The sequence below is a fragment of the Acinetobacter sp. 226-1 genome (assembly GCF_030329325.1).
Lineage (GTDB): Bacteria > Pseudomonadota > Gammaproteobacteria > Pseudomonadales > Moraxellaceae > Acinetobacter > Acinetobacter sichuanensis.
In genome coordinates, this window is record NZ_JACANU010000003.1 from 171,643 (window position 1) to 187,231 (window position 15,589).

The 15,589-nt window shown below is 39.4% G+C and carries 16 protein-coding genes; 4 read left to right on the forward strand and 12 right to left on the reverse strand.

Annotation, left to right across the window (positions count from 1 at the left end):
* Positions 1 to 32: 32 nt before the first annotated feature.
* The 10 genes from HX124_RS06840 to HX124_RS06885 all read right to left on the reverse strand — a co-directional run bounded on the left by HX124_RS06840 (position 33) and on the right by HX124_RS06885 (position 7,454).
* Positions 33 to 695: an urease accessory protein UreF gene (locus HX124_RS06840; protein ID WP_286375961.1), complete on the reverse strand. Its 663-nt coding sequence runs from the start codon at positions 693 to 695 to the stop codon at positions 33 to 35.
* Entirely contained in the window at positions 685 to 1,191 is a 507-nt protein-coding gene (gene ureE / locus HX124_RS06845; protein WP_286382760.1) for an urease accessory protein UreE, read from the reverse strand. The genes HX124_RS06840 and ureE overlap by 11 nt, the downstream gene beginning before the upstream one ends.
* A 7-nt stretch (positions 1,192 to 1,198) precedes the next feature.
* The gene (locus tag HX124_RS06850; protein ID WP_286382761.1) at positions 1,199 to 1,780 is read right to left on the reverse strand and encodes a histidine phosphatase family protein; all 582 of its coding nucleotides are present in this window, start codon (positions 1,778 to 1,780) and stop codon (positions 1,199 to 1,201) included.
* 12 nt (positions 1,781 to 1,792) lie between these two features.
* Positions 1,793 to 3,493, reverse strand: a complete 1,701-nt coding sequence (ureC, locus tag HX124_RS06855) for an urease subunit alpha (protein ID WP_286382762.1) — start codon at positions 3,491 to 3,493, stop codon at positions 1,793 to 1,795.
* Positions 3,494 to 3,526: 33 nt separating this feature from the next.
* Positions 3,527 to 3,850, reverse strand: coding sequence for an urease subunit beta (locus HX124_RS06860; protein WP_107006819.1), 324 nt, complete (start codon positions 3,848 to 3,850; stop codon positions 3,527 to 3,529).
* Positions 3,851 to 3,863: 13 nt separating this feature from the next.
* Complete coding sequence (gene ureA / locus HX124_RS06865) at positions 3,864 to 4,166, reverse strand: urease subunit gamma (protein ID WP_130072125.1); 303 nt, start codon at positions 4,164 to 4,166, stop codon at positions 3,864 to 3,866.
* A 47-nt stretch (positions 4,167 to 4,213) separates the two neighbouring features.
* Positions 4,214 to 4,837, reverse strand: a complete 624-nt coding sequence (locus HX124_RS06870) for a hypothetical protein (RefSeq protein WP_286382763.1) — start codon at positions 4,835 to 4,837, stop codon at positions 4,214 to 4,216.
* Between the two features lie 88 nt (positions 4,838 to 4,925).
* Positions 4,926 to 5,801: an urease accessory protein UreD gene (locus tag HX124_RS06875; protein WP_286382764.1), complete on the reverse strand. Its 876-nt coding sequence runs from the start codon at positions 5,799 to 5,801 to the stop codon at positions 4,926 to 4,928.
* 81 nt (positions 5,802 to 5,882) lie between these two features.
* A complete protein-coding gene (locus HX124_RS06880) occupies positions 5,883 to 6,872 on the reverse strand; it encodes an acyltransferase family protein (RefSeq protein WP_286382766.1) in 990 nt (329 codons plus the stop codon).
* A gap of 30 nt (positions 6,873 to 6,902) precedes the next feature.
* Positions 6,903 to 7,454 (reverse strand): O-acetyl-ADP-ribose deacetylase, encoded by a 552-nt coding sequence (locus tag HX124_RS06885; protein ID WP_286375969.1) that lies wholly within the window; start codon positions 7,452 to 7,454, stop codon positions 6,903 to 6,905.
* A 121-nt stretch (positions 7,455 to 7,575) separates the two neighbouring features.
* Here HX124_RS06885 and HX124_RS06890 point away from each other — a divergent pair, with 121 nt between their 5' ends.
* Both HX124_RS06890 and HX124_RS06895 read left to right on the forward strand, forming a co-directional pair.
* Positions 7,576 to 8,511: an LpxL/LpxP family acyltransferase gene (locus HX124_RS06890; protein WP_286382768.1), complete on the forward strand. Its 936-nt coding sequence runs from the start codon at positions 7,576 to 7,578 to the stop codon at positions 8,509 to 8,511.
* A gap of 69 nt (positions 8,512 to 8,580) precedes the next feature.
* Complete coding sequence (locus HX124_RS06895) at positions 8,581 to 9,684, forward strand: glycosyltransferase family 4 protein (protein WP_286382770.1); 1,104 nt, start codon at positions 8,581 to 8,583, stop codon at positions 9,682 to 9,684.
* A gap of 98 nt (positions 9,685 to 9,782) precedes the next feature.
* Here the strand turns inward: HX124_RS06895 and HX124_RS06900 are convergent, their stop codons facing one another.
* Together HX124_RS06900 and HX124_RS06905 are read right to left on the reverse strand one after the other, a co-directional pair.
* Entirely contained in the window at positions 9,783 to 11,228 is a 1,446-nt protein-coding gene (locus HX124_RS06900; RefSeq protein WP_107006828.1) for a DUF2252 domain-containing protein, read from the reverse strand.
* A gap of 402 nt (positions 11,229 to 11,630) precedes the next feature.
* A complete protein-coding gene (locus tag HX124_RS06905) occupies positions 11,631 to 12,758 on the reverse strand; it encodes an endonuclease/exonuclease/phosphatase family protein (RefSeq protein WP_286382771.1) in 1,128 nt (375 codons plus the stop codon).
* A 186-nt stretch (positions 12,759 to 12,944) separates the two neighbouring features.
* On the opposite strand from HX124_RS06905, the gene asd reads away from it, so the two are divergent.
* Positions 12,945 to 14,063: an aspartate-semialdehyde dehydrogenase gene (gene asd / locus HX124_RS06910; RefSeq protein ID WP_286375974.1), complete on the forward strand. Its 1,119-nt coding sequence runs from the start codon at positions 12,945 to 12,947 to the stop codon at positions 14,061 to 14,063.
* A 148-nt stretch (positions 14,064 to 14,211) separates the two neighbouring features.
* The gene (locus HX124_RS06915) at positions 14,212 to 15,561 is read left to right on the forward strand and encodes a type IV pilus assembly protein FimV (RefSeq protein ID WP_286382772.1); all 1,350 of its coding nucleotides are present in this window, start codon (positions 14,212 to 14,214) and stop codon (positions 15,559 to 15,561) included.
* Positions 15,562 to 15,589 lie beyond the last annotated feature (28 nt).

The window sequence follows — 15,589 nt, forward strand, 5'->3', positions numbered from 1 at the left end:
TTGTGTGAATACTAAAGTTAAATGTTGTTGATTTAAGAACGGAATAATCTTGAATATTGCGTTTCATGTTGCATACTGAGCATGGCGTACTGTGGCAAACTACTGCTCATTTCATCATCCTGTAGTGCCATTGCTTTCTCTACCGCAGCAGGAACCAAGCCATGCAAATGCCATAAAATCCGTTGACCGCTCATTTGACCCAATGGGATGGTTTTAACCGCAGCCAAAACCTGATTTTCTAAAACAGAAAAACTATAAGCAGTTAAAACATCCGCCTCGTTTAAGCCCAAACGACCACAAAGCTGTGCATAAACAGGCACAAAACCAAACTGTTTTTTCACCGTGACATCAAGCAAAAGAACATCTTTGATCCATGCATTTAAGGAAAATGCCAACTGTTGTGACTCAGCCAAGAGTTCCTTACTTTCACGACTCGCCCGATATAAATGTGCCCAATATAAAAATTCATTTTCCTGTGAAAAATGCTGCATTAAGCGTTGCAAAATAGGTAGCTCAAAACGAAGCAACAGCATTTCCAAAACATCTTCAAAATAGGCTTTGCTGCTGTTTTCATCATAGATCAAGCCTTTTTCAATCGCACTTTCCACACCTTGTGAATAACAATAAGCGCCCACAGGCAAAGCGGTTGAAGAGAGTGTTAAAAGCTTGAGCAGTTGCGCGGCATTAATGGACATGGTGTAAAGACTTGATCGGACTTAAACGATGACTTTCTGCTTTCGATAAACGTTCATGACTGTGTGCATGCTGCGCATAAGCACCACTTTCAGGCTCAAAGGGATGATGAACCTCTATGACAGCCAAGCCTAAGCCCTGCACCATTTCCGCAAGCACATGATCAGGCTCAAAATACAAAGCGGTCGGTGTCAACATCAGTGGCACATGCCGATTACCCAAGTGATATGCAGCTTTTAACAGCTCAAACTCTGTCTTTGCTGTGACTTGCATCAAATGTTCCGCTTTGGCATTGACCTTTAAAATCTCGCCTTGTTCAGTGGCAATCAATGCGCCACTTCTTAAAATACCTGTACGTGGTAAATCCACGCCAATATCATCGCCATTGTCCAAAGTGGCACGAAAACGACTTTTTTGACGAGTGTCGAAAGTCAGAGCAACCGTTTCAAATGCCTCTTCAGTTTCCGTCTGCTCCAATCGTTGGGTAAATATTTTCATCAGCATCCTACTTATAAATAAAAAATTCTGTATTTTTAATGGGTTGATGCAACATATTGTGGCGAAATGCTTGCATTAATTCGGCTGAAACTGCCTGCGGTTCAGTCATTAACATTTTAAATAACTGTAAAAATTGACCATGACTAAACACCATCAAGTTTTGATCTAAATAACGTTGTTGTTCTCGATCAAGAAATGTGAATAAAGCTTCAACTCTTTGATATAAATCTCGAAAAGATTCAGCATCCGAGGCATCAACATAGTCCACATCCGCCAACTGCCAATAAGCATCTACCCACGGTTTACGCTGTGATAAAGTTGTACCTTTGCATTTCACATCGGAAAGATAAGAAAATTCTTCAATTGGTAAAATTTCAGCGCTTAATTGATCCCGATCAAGCAAGGGTTGAGCTGTTTGTAAAGTTCTTAAAAAGGGTGAAATAATGACATGATCAGCCTTCGGCAACTGTGCTAAAAGCTGTCGTGCTTGTAAATGCCCCAACTCAGTCAATGCAATACTTGCATGTGATTCTGTTTGACCATCAACATTTCCCACACTTTCTGCATGTCGAATCAAATAAATTGCCATCAAACCCGTCCCTTAAAATAAAAAATAGCGCTGTGCCATCGGTAACACTTCGGCAGGTTCACAGGTCAAATGTACGCCATCGGCTTTCACTTCATAAGTTTCAGGATGAACCTCCATCACAGGGCAATAGCTATTGTGCTTCATGTCCTTTTTGGTGATTTTTCGCGTATTTTTTGATGGGGAAATAATCTTTTTAAGCTGTAATTTTTCTGCCACACCTGCATCAATTGCCACTTGTGAAAGAAAAGTAATACAGGTGTTATGTACACCACGCGGAAAAGCCCCAAACATCGGACGATAATGCACAGGTTGAGGCGTTGGGATCGACGCATTAATATCGCCCATCGGTGCGGCTGCAATCATGCCACCTTTAATGATCATGGACGGTTTAACGCCAAAAAATGCAGGCTTCCATAACACCAAGTCTGCCAATTTTCCTTCTTCAACCGAACCGACTTCATGGCTTAAACCATGCGTAATGGCAGGATTAATCGTATATTTAGCGATATAACGCTTCACCCGTTGATTATCACAATGCGGTGAATCCCCTTGCAATGCACCACGCTGCACTTTCATTTTATGGGCGGTTTGCCACGTCCGAATGATCACCTCACCAACCCGACCCATCGCTTGCGAATCCGATGACATCATCGAAATTGCACCTAAGTCTTGTAAAATATCTTCTGCGGCAATGGTTTCACGGCGGATTCGACTTTCAGCAAAAGCCACATCTTCGGCAATGGCAGGGTCTAAATGGTGACAAACCATGAGCATATCCAAATGTTCATCAATGGTATTGACCGTATAAGGACGGGTTGGATTGGTTGAAGATGGCAATACATTGTCCTGACCAATCGCTTTTAAAATATCAGGTGCATGCCCACCACCTGCACCCTCAGTATGATAGGTGTGAATGGTTCTATTTTTAAATGCAGCAAGCGTTTCTTCCAAAAAACCACTTTCATTTAAAGTGTCGGTATGAATCGCCACTTGCACATCATATTCATCTGCAACACTCAAACAATTATCAATCGCTGCAGGTGTCGAGCCCCAATCTTCATGCAGTTTAAGTCCGACCACACCTGCTTTAATTTGTTCTGCAATCGGTTCAGGTTGACTCAGATTCCCTTTACCCAACAGCCCAATATTCATCGGCAAATCATCAATCGCTTGTAACATAGTGGCAACATGCCAAGGACCTGGAGTAACCGTAGTTGCTGATGTCCCTGCCGCAGGACCTGTTCCGCCACCAATCATGGTTGTGGTTCCTGCCATCAATGCGGTTTCCACTTGTTGCGGGCAAATCCAATGGATATGGGTATCAATTGCCCCTGCGGTCAAAATCTGCCCTTCACCTGCAATGACTTCGGTTGCCGCGCCCAAAGGAATGCTAATATTCGGTTGAATGTCAGGATTACCTGCCTTGCCAATCTTCCAAATTCGCCCATTTTTCAGACCGATATCGGCTTTGATAATGCCCCACCAATCCACAATCAACGCATTGGTAATGACGGTATCTGCAACGTCATCTGCCAAAAGTTGTGACTGTCCCATGCCATCACGGATGACCTTGCCACCTCCAAATTTAACTTCTTCACCGTAGGTGGTCAGGTCTTGTTCTACTTGTATAAATAATTCGGTATCAGCTAAACGGACACGATCTCCAACCGTAGGACCAAACATTTCTGCATAAGCACGACGTGATATTTTCATGGTTGAATACCTTAATTTCGTGGATGTTTTAAATTATGTACCTGACACATCATCAAGTTTTCCCATGACTCGTCCTGCAAAACCATACACTTCACGCTTGCCTGCCAATGCCACCAATTCAATACGACGACTTTGCCCCGGCTCAAAACGAATGGCTGTCCCTGCCGCAATATTGAGGCGATAACCTTTGGTTTGCTCGCGGTCAAACTGCAAAGCATCATTGGCTTCATAAAAATGAAAATGCGAACCGACTTGAATCGGACGATCTCCCATATTTGCCACATTGATACTTAAGGTTTTGCGTCCCACATTGAGTTCAATCTCTGCTTCAGGGGTAATGACTTCACCGGGAATCATGCGTTGCTCCTTATTACAGAATGGGTTGATGAACAGTCACCAACTTTGAACCATCAGGAAAAGTGGCTTCGACCTGCACTTCAGCAATCATGTCTGCCACGCCATCCATCACATCATCTTGTGTGAGTAGTGTGGTGCCGTAATGCATAAGTTCACTGACTGTCATCCCATCACGTGCGCCTTCCAACAATGCCGCAGAAATAAATGCAATCGCTTCAGGATAATTGAGTTTTAAACCGCGAGCCTTGCGACGCTCTGCCACCAAACCTGCGGTAAAAATCAATAATTTGTCTTTTTCTGTGGGATTAAGTTCCATAACATTTTCCTGTTTTTCTAATTCATGCAAAAATCGTGCTCATTTTTCTAATCACGATGATCTAAAATATAGCGCTTGAGTTCTAAGCCCTGTGTACAGGCAGGATCTGACTTGCCATAAACACAACTCATAATCAGTGCATCTAACGCTTTATCATAGGTTTCTTTCGAGTTATCATTCTTAATTAACTCAGCTGCATACATTGTGCAGCCCCAAGGATCATTCCAACGGCATGATTTTTCAAATGTCCTTGTAATACATTGTTTTCGCTCTAAGCTTAATGTGTCCATAAACGTCATTACACCCGCTGCTCGATTGGTACATGCCGATGCGACACCTAATTCACAGCCTCTTTGAAATAATTGCTCAGCAGATTGTGCTTGATGCGCTTGCTGTAAATTCAATGCTGTAAAATAACAAGCATGCCCTTGATCATGCTCACATTTTTTATAGCATGCTAAAGTGTTTTTCTGACAATATGCAGCCAAAGCAGTATCGTTTTGTAAGAGCTTGGCTTTTTTATTGGGTGATGTATCCGCTGGACATCGTTCTAAATTATTTATAAATATCGGATTTTTTGACATATCTTGCTTGATTTCGAAAATGTCATTTTCAGGCATCGCATAACAGAACAAAGGCATTAAACAACAAAATAATATTAATATTTTCATTAACTTATCTTTTTATGGCTGTATTTTTAATCAGTTTATCGAGATATTCTTCACATTACCATCTAAAAAATAAATCATATTTAACAAACTAAGTCCGCCAAATTCTTGGAAATTCTTCCTCTAAATCAAACCAATAACGTCTAAGTCTTGCCCGAATCGCTGCAAAAGCATCATGACATTGTCTAACATCCTGTCCTAAATAACGTGCACAAATGACATCACCTAAAATGGTCAACGTCACAGGCGTATTCATCCGCATAATCAACTCTCGGATCAAATCAATGTGTTCATCCAAATATAGATTTGAGCGAAATTTCTCAGGAGGTATAGCCCAAAAACTGCCCATCACAGCGCAACCATTCATACCTAAACAAGAACTCAACCAACGATCATTCCCCACAAAATTCAGTGAATCTGCAACTAAAAGTGTTTGATTTCGATAAAGTTTAAAATGATTTTGATAACGCCCCTGCTCAAATTTTTCTTGTTGTGCCTGACGCCCCAAGACCAACAGATCCCAACCGATAAAACTTGCGGTCTGATCTAAATGAACAATCGTTTCAGAGTTGGCATTTGCACCATTAAAGAGCATGGTTTCCTGTGGCAACCACTCCAATATCGCATGATTTTTGACATGAATATGAATATGCTGAAAGGCAGGCTTACCATTACTTTTGTACCATTTTCCTGCACCGGGCGTTGTAACCACGGCATGAGCATACTGCTCAGCATCAATTTGAAAACTTAAGTGATCGCCCCCTGCAATGCCCGCAGGTGGATGTACAATAATGGCATGGCACACGCCTGTTTTTTCAGGCCACAGCATTTTTTGCACCCGAACAGGTCCAAAATGTTTGCGATGATGCAAAACGGTGCGTTTTTGATCACATTTAAAACCTAACTCCAATTTGGCGTACCAATATTGGGCATTATGCTGCGACTGACTCAAAACTAAATGATTCATCTCAACGGATTTTGCTGTCTTTTGATTAACTTTAAAAAATTAAGCAAAAAATGCACCAAGACTTGTCATTTACTGCATTTTCTATTTTTTAACAGGTAATAATTTTTGGGTAGGCTGCATCAACCATAACGATATTTTCCTTAAAACACGATCAAAAACAGATTGTTGCAAAATATAACAAGTCAAAACAGAAAGCACAAAACAAATGCTCATTGCTGCAAAGACATTAACATCCAACTTCCAATAACGTGCAATCAATATCACCACAAAACCATGCAGCAAATACACAGGCAAGGTATAAATCCCTAATTTCAACCATTTTCCCTGAAAAAAATGCATCACGGAGAATAATGCAAGCACACCCACAGTGGATAACATCAAACACAGAATTCGTGTGAATATTCCATCAAAAGCACTGACTTTTAATTGGGCATAACTCAAACTTCCATATAACCAATATTGATTGATCTGAATAAAATACATCAAGATCATACAGACAAATAACCCAATTACTCCCCACCATTTGACAGTGATCGATTGTTGAATTTTTGCAATTACTGCTTTGCCATACAGTGCACCCAAAATAAAAAATGGAAAAAATACAAAAATCCGACCGACTGAATATAGATAGTTATTCCAAGGACTTAAACCAATAATAATGGACAATAAGAGACATACAAACAAAGCAAACCGATTCGATATTTGAATAAGAAAATGAGTCAGTGCAGTCCATACCATCATGCCAAGCAAATACCAAAGCACCCAATAAGGCTTAATCAATACATTCCAGTTCCAATGAAACTGTCCTGACCATAAACTCTCAAATGCGATAAATAAAAACTGAAATGGAATATAAAGTGATAGAAAAAATAGAATATTTTTCAGCCAATTTTGATCTTTATAAAAAATACCTGATACAAAAATAAAAGCAGGCATATGAATCAAATAAATCGTTGCCAACACTGTGTGGCTGATTGGATCATGCCAACCGATCATACGCTCCAGAAAATGCCCAAAGACCACCAAAAAAATCAAAACTGCCTTACTGCTGTCAAGAAATGAGTTGCGCATCACGGCTTATAAATCAAAAAATTTTAGAAATTATATACCTAAAATCTGCACATCCGTCATTTCAAATTGTGCCAATCGCTGACGATAAATTTTAAAATTTTCAATATCAAAACACACAAAATTAATTTCTTTCACAAATTCGGAATTTTGTAAAAATTCAACACTGTTTGAAATAGCAATATCAGCCGCATTATATTTAGGAAAACGATAAATCCCTGTAGAAATATTTGGAAATGCCAAAGTCTGTAGTTGCTGCTGTTCTGCCAATTTTAAGCTATTTAAATACGCATTTTGCAATAGTTCAGCTTCTCGATATTGACCATTTTGCCATGTCGGTCCCACTGTATGAATGACAAAGCGACTTGATAATAAACCACCTGTGGTCATCACTGCCTCCCCCACGGCACAACTCCCCTGTTTAGCTCGAATTTGCTCGCACTGTGCTAAAATTTCCTTACCTCCCTTACGGTGAATTGCACCATCCACTCCACCGCCACCCAGTAAAGACGTATTTGCAGCATTAATAATTGCATCTACTTTTTGAATGGTAATATCTCCCTGAATCAACCGAACCACTTTCATTTTATTTCATCCCTGTCTGTGTATTACGCTTTGCAAGATTATAAAACAATGCTTTAAGTCTTTAAATTGAGTTCATGTTACACTTTAATTTGTCTCAATCTGCCTACTCTCTCACATTCCTATGAGTCAAAAGCATCAATACCAATCTGGAAAGTTTTATTGGGCATTCCTGCATCCCAAATACTGGGGAATATGGCTTGCCATTGTATTTTTGATGTTACTTGCAATTTTACCTTGGGCATTACAACATCGTCTGGCGACTTTTCTAGGAAATGTTGCATTTAAGCGACTGAAATCACGTCGAAAAACGACAGTACGTAATCTGGAAGTATGTTTTCCTGAATGGACACCTGAACAAGTACAAGACAATGCACGTCAAGTTTTTGTGGATATGATGATCGGTGTTTTTGAAACCTTAAATGCTTGGTATTCACCGCAGTGGTTCAAAGGGCGAGTAACTGTTGAGGGACTGGAACATATTCAAAATGCGCAAGCTGACGGTAAAGGCATTTTGTTATTAGGAACACACAGTACTTTACTCGATGCTGGCGGTTATTTATGTGCGCAATATTTTGAGCCAGATGTAGTCTATCGCCCACAAAACAATCCTTTACTTGATATGCTGATTTATCGTTGCCGTGGCACGATTTATAAAGCACAGATTGATCATGATGATATGCGTGGCTTAATTCGTCATTTAAAGGAAGGTGATGCCATCTGGTATAGTCCAGATCAAGATTTTGGTTTAAAACAAGGGGTTATGGCACCCTTTTTCGGCACACCTGCGGCGACAGTGACGGCACATCGTCGTTTATTGAAAATATCTAAAGCGGTCGCTATTCCCCTGTATTTTTATCGTCATGGTGATATTAAAAATCCACAATACCGAGTGTTGATTGAACCTGCACTAGATCATCTGCCAAGTGATGATGAACTAGATGATGCGATTCGTGTCAACAAAATCATTGAAAATCAGTTAAGAATAGCCCCAACCCAATATATGTGGTTCCACCGTCGCTTCAAAACCCGTCCTGACGGCTATGAAAAGATTTATTAATCTGTTGCAAAAAGTGCGATTACACCGTTCTAAACGCTGCACCAACCTCACAATGACAAGGAAAAACGTATGAAAGTAATGCAATTGCTTCCCGAATTAAATAGTGGTGGTGTGGAACGTGGTACATTAGAAATTGCCAGAGCATTGGTTGCTGATGGACATCAATCATTGGTTGTATCCAATGGCGGACGTTTAGTGCCTGAGCTAGAAGCAGAAGGAACAACCCATTTAACCCTGCCTATTCATAAAAAAGCCTTGTCCAGTCTGTGGCAAATCCGACCACTACGTAAACTGATTGAGCAACATCAACCTGATATTGTGCATGTGCGTTCACGAGTGCCTGCGTGGCTGACGCATTTTGCCCTCAAAGGCATTGCTGTAGAAAAACGTCCGCATCTGATCAGCACTGTACATGGCTTTTATTCCATTAATCGTTATAGCGCCATCATGACACAGGCTGAAAAAGTCATTGCTGTCTCTGACAGCGTGGTCAAATACATTACAGATCATTATAAAAACTGCCCACCTGAAGATATTGTCCGTATTTATCGTGGGATTGATCCCAAAGCATTTCCACATGGTTATCAACCCCCTGCACAATGGATCAATAAAACTTTTCAAGATTTTCCACAATTAGAAAATAAGTTTTTAATTTGCTTGCCTGGGCGTATTACTCGCCTTAAAGGTCATGAAACCCTGATAGAACTGATGGAAAAATTGCGTGATCAATACCCACAACTGCATGCTATTGTAGTCGGCGGCGCAGACCCGAAAAAAGCCGCTTATTTAGATGAGCTAGAAAACACCATTAAAAGCAAAAATTTAACTGATCACATCACCTTTATGGGTCATCGTTCTGACATTCGTGAATGGCTAGCATTTTCTGAATTGGTGCTGTCTTTGTCTAATCAAGCAGAAACTTTTGGTCGCACTGCACTAGAAGCACTTTCTGTCGGTACGCCTGTCGTTGGCTGGGACAGAGGTGGTGTCGCTGAAATTTTGGCAAATGTCTATCCACAAGGTAAAATTGCGGTAGATGACAAGGTTGCACTTTTGAATGCTGTAAAATTACATATTGATCAGCCACAACAGGTTGCGCCTGTCACACAGTTCAGTTTAAAAGATATGTGTGATCAAACGATTGAGCTTTATAAACAAGTATTACAGCGATAAATAAACTTGGCGAAGCATTGCCTGCTTTTGTTCATACATAATAAAAATGCCTTTGATTAAGTAAAGGCATTTTTATCTGCTGTAAGACTTAGATCATTTTAAAGAACCTCATCCCCTGCAACGTCTATTTTCCCATTTTCAATTTCTTGTAAAAATTGTGCATAATCCGCTGCATTTCGTTCGGCATATTGAACTGCATATTCTTGAATAACTTTGACAATTTGCTTACCTTCGCCCAAATAGCCCATCAAGACATCGGCATTACCTGCTTTCGCATGCGCATGTGCCAAGGCTAAACCACAACTATCCGCATATTCATAAAGATACACATCGTCCATATCTTCTAAATCTATAGAAACTTTCATGTCACGTAACTGACGAACATAAAACTGTTGATGCTCCTGACTATACGATGCAAAACCCAAGAAAATATCATTTGCTGCTTGCATTAACTGTTGCCCTGAAATGACACGTTCGCCTTCATGTTTGGCTTTTTCAAGAAATAATGGACTTAAAATGGAAGGATTTGCTTCTTTCATTTGTAAAATTAAAGGTTCACGATCTGCATCTTCAAACAAAGCAATCGCTGCACGTGTACCCACACTCCCCACACCAACAACTTTTAACGCGATATCGGTACAACGATAACGGTCAAATAACACCTGACGATCAGACTTTAAAGAATCACGATAACGCTTAAAAAATGCTTTGGAATTTTTCGCAAAAACTTCACCTTTTACAGGATGGCGCAGCAAGGGTGGTTCATCAATAAAACAACGATGTCCTGTTTCTGCATCATAATCCGTAAGTTTCGGCAATACGGACGCAGAAGTACGACGATGCGCTGTCGCTAACTGTTTTTCACGCTTTTTACGAATTTTTTGATCTTCGGTATGTTGTAACAGTACCGCTGCATCTACTTTTTCATACCAAGTTTGTAAGGGTGATAATGTTCTAAAATGTTGTAGATGCTGCCGATAAGCATTAAGCATGACTTCAATGGCTTTTAAACCCACTTTTTCACCGAGCTTAATTTCACTTGCTGCAATGATAAAACTCGTTGCTAGACGTTTTAAGTCCCATTCAAAAGGAGCAACTAAAGTTTCATCAAAATCATTAATGCCAAATAATAAATTACGCTCAGGGCTAGCAAAACCACCAAAATTTAACAAATGACAATCACCACAAATTTGCTGCATCAAACCTGAATGACTTTTTTCCCATACTAAATCATACAACATCAAAGATGGCATACCACGAAAATAAGCAAATGGCGAAACACTCATTCGTTTTGCACGTACAGGTTTTAAAATATCTACACGCCCTTGATTACTCCAATGATAAATCGTTAGTGCATCGACTCCCTTTGGGCGCTCTGAGAGCTGACTCAGTTCTGAACGTGAAATAATTTTTCGTTGAGCTTTACCCAACTCAAAACCTTGCTCCTGATTCAAGAGTTTATTTTTATATTGATGTGAGGTCAGGTCGATACTGGAATCTGCCCATAAAAATTGTGGCAATTCAGGTGAATTTTTTTTGTGCATAACCAATTTTCTAATTTTGTTTGTGATCAGAAATCATAACATTGGCTTTTTTATCTTGTCATCATTTGTCTGATGTTCATTTAAATCGCTTTTAAATAACTTTAGCTTTGAGTGAAATATTTTTGCTCACCCTAAATAAGCATAACCCGAGTTCTGCATCCTGCAAAACTCGGGTATATGAGGTTGTGCTTTCAAGTTGCTTTTATTTTTATTGTGTTTGGTTGTCCATTCCAACATCATATCCATGATGATTTTCCATCAGCTTCGTCTTCCTTAATTGGGACTCTTCCTTTCCCTATTCCATGTGCTGATGTGATCATATTAAAGCCTATTCATAAAATTGCCTATCCGCTATGTACCTAAATTGACGTAAGCATTTTCCTACAAATATTAATTTTATATTTAAGGTATTTTTCCATTATCTTTATAATCTTGGGCAATTTCATCAGTCACTATTTTTTCTTCACGCTCTGCTTTTTCAATTCCTTCTTGAATCGCTTCTTGTGCTTCTTGCTCATCAGCATCGGTTTGTTCTAGCTCTTCTTGAATCGCTTCAAATTCACGTCCTGTTTGCAAGACAACATAAATAGGAAAATGGTCTGAACCCACATGTGGCAAACGTTCCATATGTACCAAAGCAAAGTCTGTACTATGAAATAAATGGTCAAGTGACCATCTTAAAAGCTTATAATCTGCATGAAAAGTATTGACATATTTGCGCCCAACACGTGGGTCAAGCAAACCACTTATTCGCTGAAATAAACGCGTTGTTCGAGACCAAGCGACATCATTTAAATCACCCATCACGATACAGCTTTCATCCAAATCTTTAATTTGATCCCCGACAATCAGTAACTCTGCATCACGTAAGGTAGAGTCTTTTGCTTCAGTTGGACTCGGTGGTTTGGGATGTAAACAATAAAGCTGCACAGGTTGTCCTGAGTCTAAAATTACTGTTGTATGAATAGATGGAATTTCATCACTTAAAATAAATTTGACTTCAGTATCAAGCAATTTCAGCTTGCTATACAAATGCATGCCATACAAATTATCTAAAGGTACGGGAACACGATAAGGATAATCCTTCTCGATGCTCGACAATTCATTTTGCCAAGTTTGATCTGTTTCTAACGTTAATACGATGTCAGGTTGATGCTTTTTAATTTGTTCAATTAACAAATGATATTGATCGTTAGGAGTCAACACATTAGACACAATCACCGAGATTTGCCGTTTAGCATCAAGCTGTTCTGGACGTACTTGCGCAACTTGTTTTTTCCAAAGAAAAGTATAAGGCAGCACCATTTTTAACTGATATGCCAATGCAACAATCAATAAAATAAAAATAATTTCTCGTTTTAAATCCCATTCACCTTGCCAAAAAATCAATAAAAAAAATGCGATGACGCCCAACGCTAAGATTTGTAAGCGTGGAAAATCTGCACCACGAAACCACCATTCATCTCGTGGAATCAGTGACCAAAAACTCAGCCAAATCACCACACCTGCAAGAATTTCGATCCAAAACATAATTTACACTCTTATATTCTTAATTTTTTATTGATTCATAAATTTATATCAGTTTTGCATGTAACATAAACAAGATATATTGCACAATATTGTTGATGTTTTGATTATGTAGCTATTGCAGTTACATATCCTTTTGATACACTCGAATCCCCCTATTAATTTTTTAACGCACCGAGGCGAAGTGACATGAAAGTAGGTCTGGTCGGTTGGCGCGGGATGGTTGGTTCCGTCCTTATGCAACGTATGGTTGAAGAGAATGATTTTGCTCATTTTGAGCCATTCTATTTTTCTACCAGTAATGCAGGTGGTGAAGCCCCTGCTTTTGGTGGTAAGACTGCCCCAGCACTTATGGATGCATCAGACATTAACAGTCTGAAGCAAATGGATGTCATTATTACCTGTCAAGGTGGCGACTATACCACTGAAGTTTTTCCAAAACTTAAAGCTGACGGTTGGAATGGCTACTGGATTGATGCTGCATCAACCTTGCGTATGGATGATGAAGCGATCATCGTACTTGATCCAGTGAACATGAATGTCATCAAAGATGGTTTAGTCAATGGAACTAAAACATTCGTTGGTGGAAACTGTACAGTTTCACTCATGTTAATGGGCTTAGGCGGTTTATTCCAGAACAATCTTGTGGAATGGGCAACCTCTATGACTTATCAAGCAGCTTCAGGTGCAGGCGCGCAAAATATGCGTGAACTGATCACAGGCATGGGCTACTTATATAACAATACCAAAGATTTACTTGATGACCCACGCTCACCAATTTTAGACATCGACTCTAAAATTGCACAATTACAACGTGGCGAAGGTTTTCCATCCGCAAACTTTGGTGTGCCTTTAGCAGGTTCACTCATTCCTTACATTGACAAACAGCTTGAAAGCGGTCAGTCAAAAGAAGAATGGAAAGGTCAAGTCGAAACCAACAAGATTTTGGGCAATGCGCAAATTGTTCCAATTGATGGTCATTGTGTGCGTATTGGTGCAATGCGTTGCCATTCTCAAGCATTGACTTTGAAATTGAAAAAAGATATTCCTTTAGATGAAATTGAAGATATCTTACGTAATGCAAACCAATGGGCAAAAGTTGTTCCAAATACTCGTGAAGCATCAATGACTGATCTTACACCTGTAGCTGTAACTGGAACTTTAACTGTGCCTGTAGGTCGTCTACGTAAACTCAATATGGGTAAAGAATATCTTGGTGCTTTCACTGTAGGTGACCAATTACTTTGGGGCGCTGCTGAGCCTTTACGCCGTATGTTACGTATTTTAATTGACTATAAAAATGCGTAAATTTAAAAATTTATTTAAATAATGTAAAGCCGAACTGTAAAGTTCGGTTTTTTTATGTAACTATACGGTTAAAAATTTATTTGGGGCGATAACTAAGCAAATCCATGCTTGGTTAAATGACGATAATTTCATTAGAGCAATGAAAGCGATGACCGTATATAACAAACTAAAAATTGCCATATTAGCTATTATTGCATCACAATCTGTATCTGCAATTCAAATTGATCCGATTCAAATTCAATCTGGTTCAGGAGATTTGCTTTATGCAGAGATGAAATTTAGCAATTCAAATCCAAACGAAAAAATTGATGTAGATCTGGCCTCGGCAGAAGACATGGTGGACTTACGTTTATCACATCAACCCTCTGGACATTTGAACTTCTTTACACGCCGTTCAGGTGACGGAAATGGTGTGATTGTGATTACATCATCACGTCCTTTTATTGAGCCTGAACTCAATATTCTGATTAGAGTCAAAGAAGGCAGTGCCACTCATATTCAACAAGTCAAAGCAAGTTTAACACGCACTAAAACGCCTGCGGCTTCGCAAAATATTACAGCAAATGAAAAAGCATTAACGCCTCAAATGATCGTGAGCGAAAAAGAGATTGCTTTGAGTCTGCCAGAAAGTGCTTCACAGCAAGTGGTTGCAACTGAGACAACATCAAGCAATTCTGTGACAGCAAAGAGTTCTGATGGTAATAATTTAGCAATTTCTGCAACAAGTTTGCCTGAGCTTAAAAACAACCAGATCACGTTAAATACACAAACAAATGCAACAACAAATACGATATTAAAAGAAAATGCCGAAGCAACTAAAGCGGCTTTCTTAAAGTATCATCCAAATGCCCAAGTCAAAGAACAAACGGCATCGGCTGTGCAAAAGCCACCGCAAAACACGCAAAAGCCAACTCAAACAAATGTAAATACTCAACAAAAACCTGCTCAACAGACGAGAACCAATAAAGGTTCATATACCGTACAAGCCAATGAGTCGTTATGGTCTATTGCAAATAAAATTGCAGCCAAAACAGGACGAAATGTTGCAGATGTTATGCGTGAGTTACAAGCAGATAATCAAAATGCATTTATTCAAGGTGATCCAAATCGGATACGTCAAGGCATTGCTTTAAACCTGTCACAAGCTCTACCAGCAAATCCTCAACAAAAATTTAAACCTGCTCAACCTACAACTGAGCAGAAACCTTCAGCAAAAACAAAATATCGTTTAAATCAAGCTGAAATGAGTATTGTTGCAGATCAGAAAAAAACGACAAATCTAGCAACTGAACAAAAAAATAGTCAACAAAATCCAACTTCTGCGGAATTATCCACAAAAGTTATGACAGCACGTGAAAAAACAGTTAAATTACAAAATAACGTGACGCAACTGAGTTTAGCGCTAAATCAAAAAAACAATCGGATTCAGCTACTCAATGCTCGACTTGCACAGATTCAGCAACAATTGCAGCAGGCTGACGCAAAAAAACCGAAGTAATTCACGTATTTTCTTAAATTAAGGTTCA

Coding starts and splice junctions, on each gene's coding strand:
- HX124_RS06890 (WP_286382768.1), top strand. CDS start 7,576: ATGAGTCAAAAGCATCAATACCAATCTGGAAAGTTTTATTGGGCATTC.
- HX124_RS06915 (WP_286382772.1), top strand. CDS start 14,212: ATGACCGTATATAACAAACTAAAAATTGCCATATTAGCTATTATTGCA.
- ureE (WP_286382760.1), bottom strand. CDS start 1,191: ATGAAAATATTTACCCAACGATTGGAGCAGACGGAAACTGAAGAGGCA.
- HX124_RS06905 (WP_286382771.1), bottom strand. CDS start 12,758: ATGTTTTGGATCGAAATTCTTGCAGGTGTGGTGATTTGGCTGAGTTTT.
- HX124_RS06840 (WP_286375961.1), bottom strand. CDS start 695: ATGTCCATTAATGCCGCGCAACTGCTCAAGCTTTTAACACTCTCTTCA.
- HX124_RS06885 (WP_286375969.1), bottom strand. CDS start 7,454: ATGAAAGTGGTTCGGTTGATTCAGGGAGATATTACCATTCAAAAAGTA.
- HX124_RS06900 (WP_107006828.1), bottom strand. CDS start 11,228: ATGCACAAAAAAAATTCACCTGAATTGCCACAATTTTTATGGGCAGAT.
- asd (WP_286375974.1), top strand. CDS start 12,945: ATGAAAGTAGGTCTGGTCGGTTGGCGCGGGATGGTTGGTTCCGTCCTT.
- HX124_RS06895 (WP_286382770.1), top strand. CDS start 8,581: ATGAAAGTAATGCAATTGCTTCCCGAATTAAATAGTGGTGGTGTGGAA.
- HX124_RS06860 (WP_107006819.1), bottom strand. CDS start 3,850: ATGATTCCCGGTGAAGTCATTACCCCTGAAGCAGAGATTGAACTCAAT.
- HX124_RS06875 (WP_286382764.1), bottom strand. CDS start 5,801: ATGAATCATTTAGTTTTGAGTCAGTCGCAGCATAATGCCCAATATTGG.
- ureA (WP_130072125.1), bottom strand. CDS start 4,166: ATGGAACTTAATCCCACAGAAAAAGACAAATTATTGATTTTTACCGCA.
- HX124_RS06850 (WP_286382761.1), bottom strand. CDS start 1,780: ATGGCAATTTATTTGATTCGACATGCAGAAAGTGTGGGAAATGTTGAT.
- HX124_RS06880 (WP_286382766.1), bottom strand. CDS start 6,872: ATGCGCAACTCATTTCTTGACAGCAGTAAGGCAGTTTTGATTTTTTTG.
- HX124_RS06870 (WP_286382763.1), bottom strand. CDS start 4,837: ATGAAAATATTAATATTATTTTGTTGTTTAATGCCTTTGTTCTGTTAT.
- ureC (WP_286382762.1), bottom strand. CDS start 3,493: ATGAAAATATCACGTCGTGCTTATGCAGAAATGTTTGGTCCTACGGTT.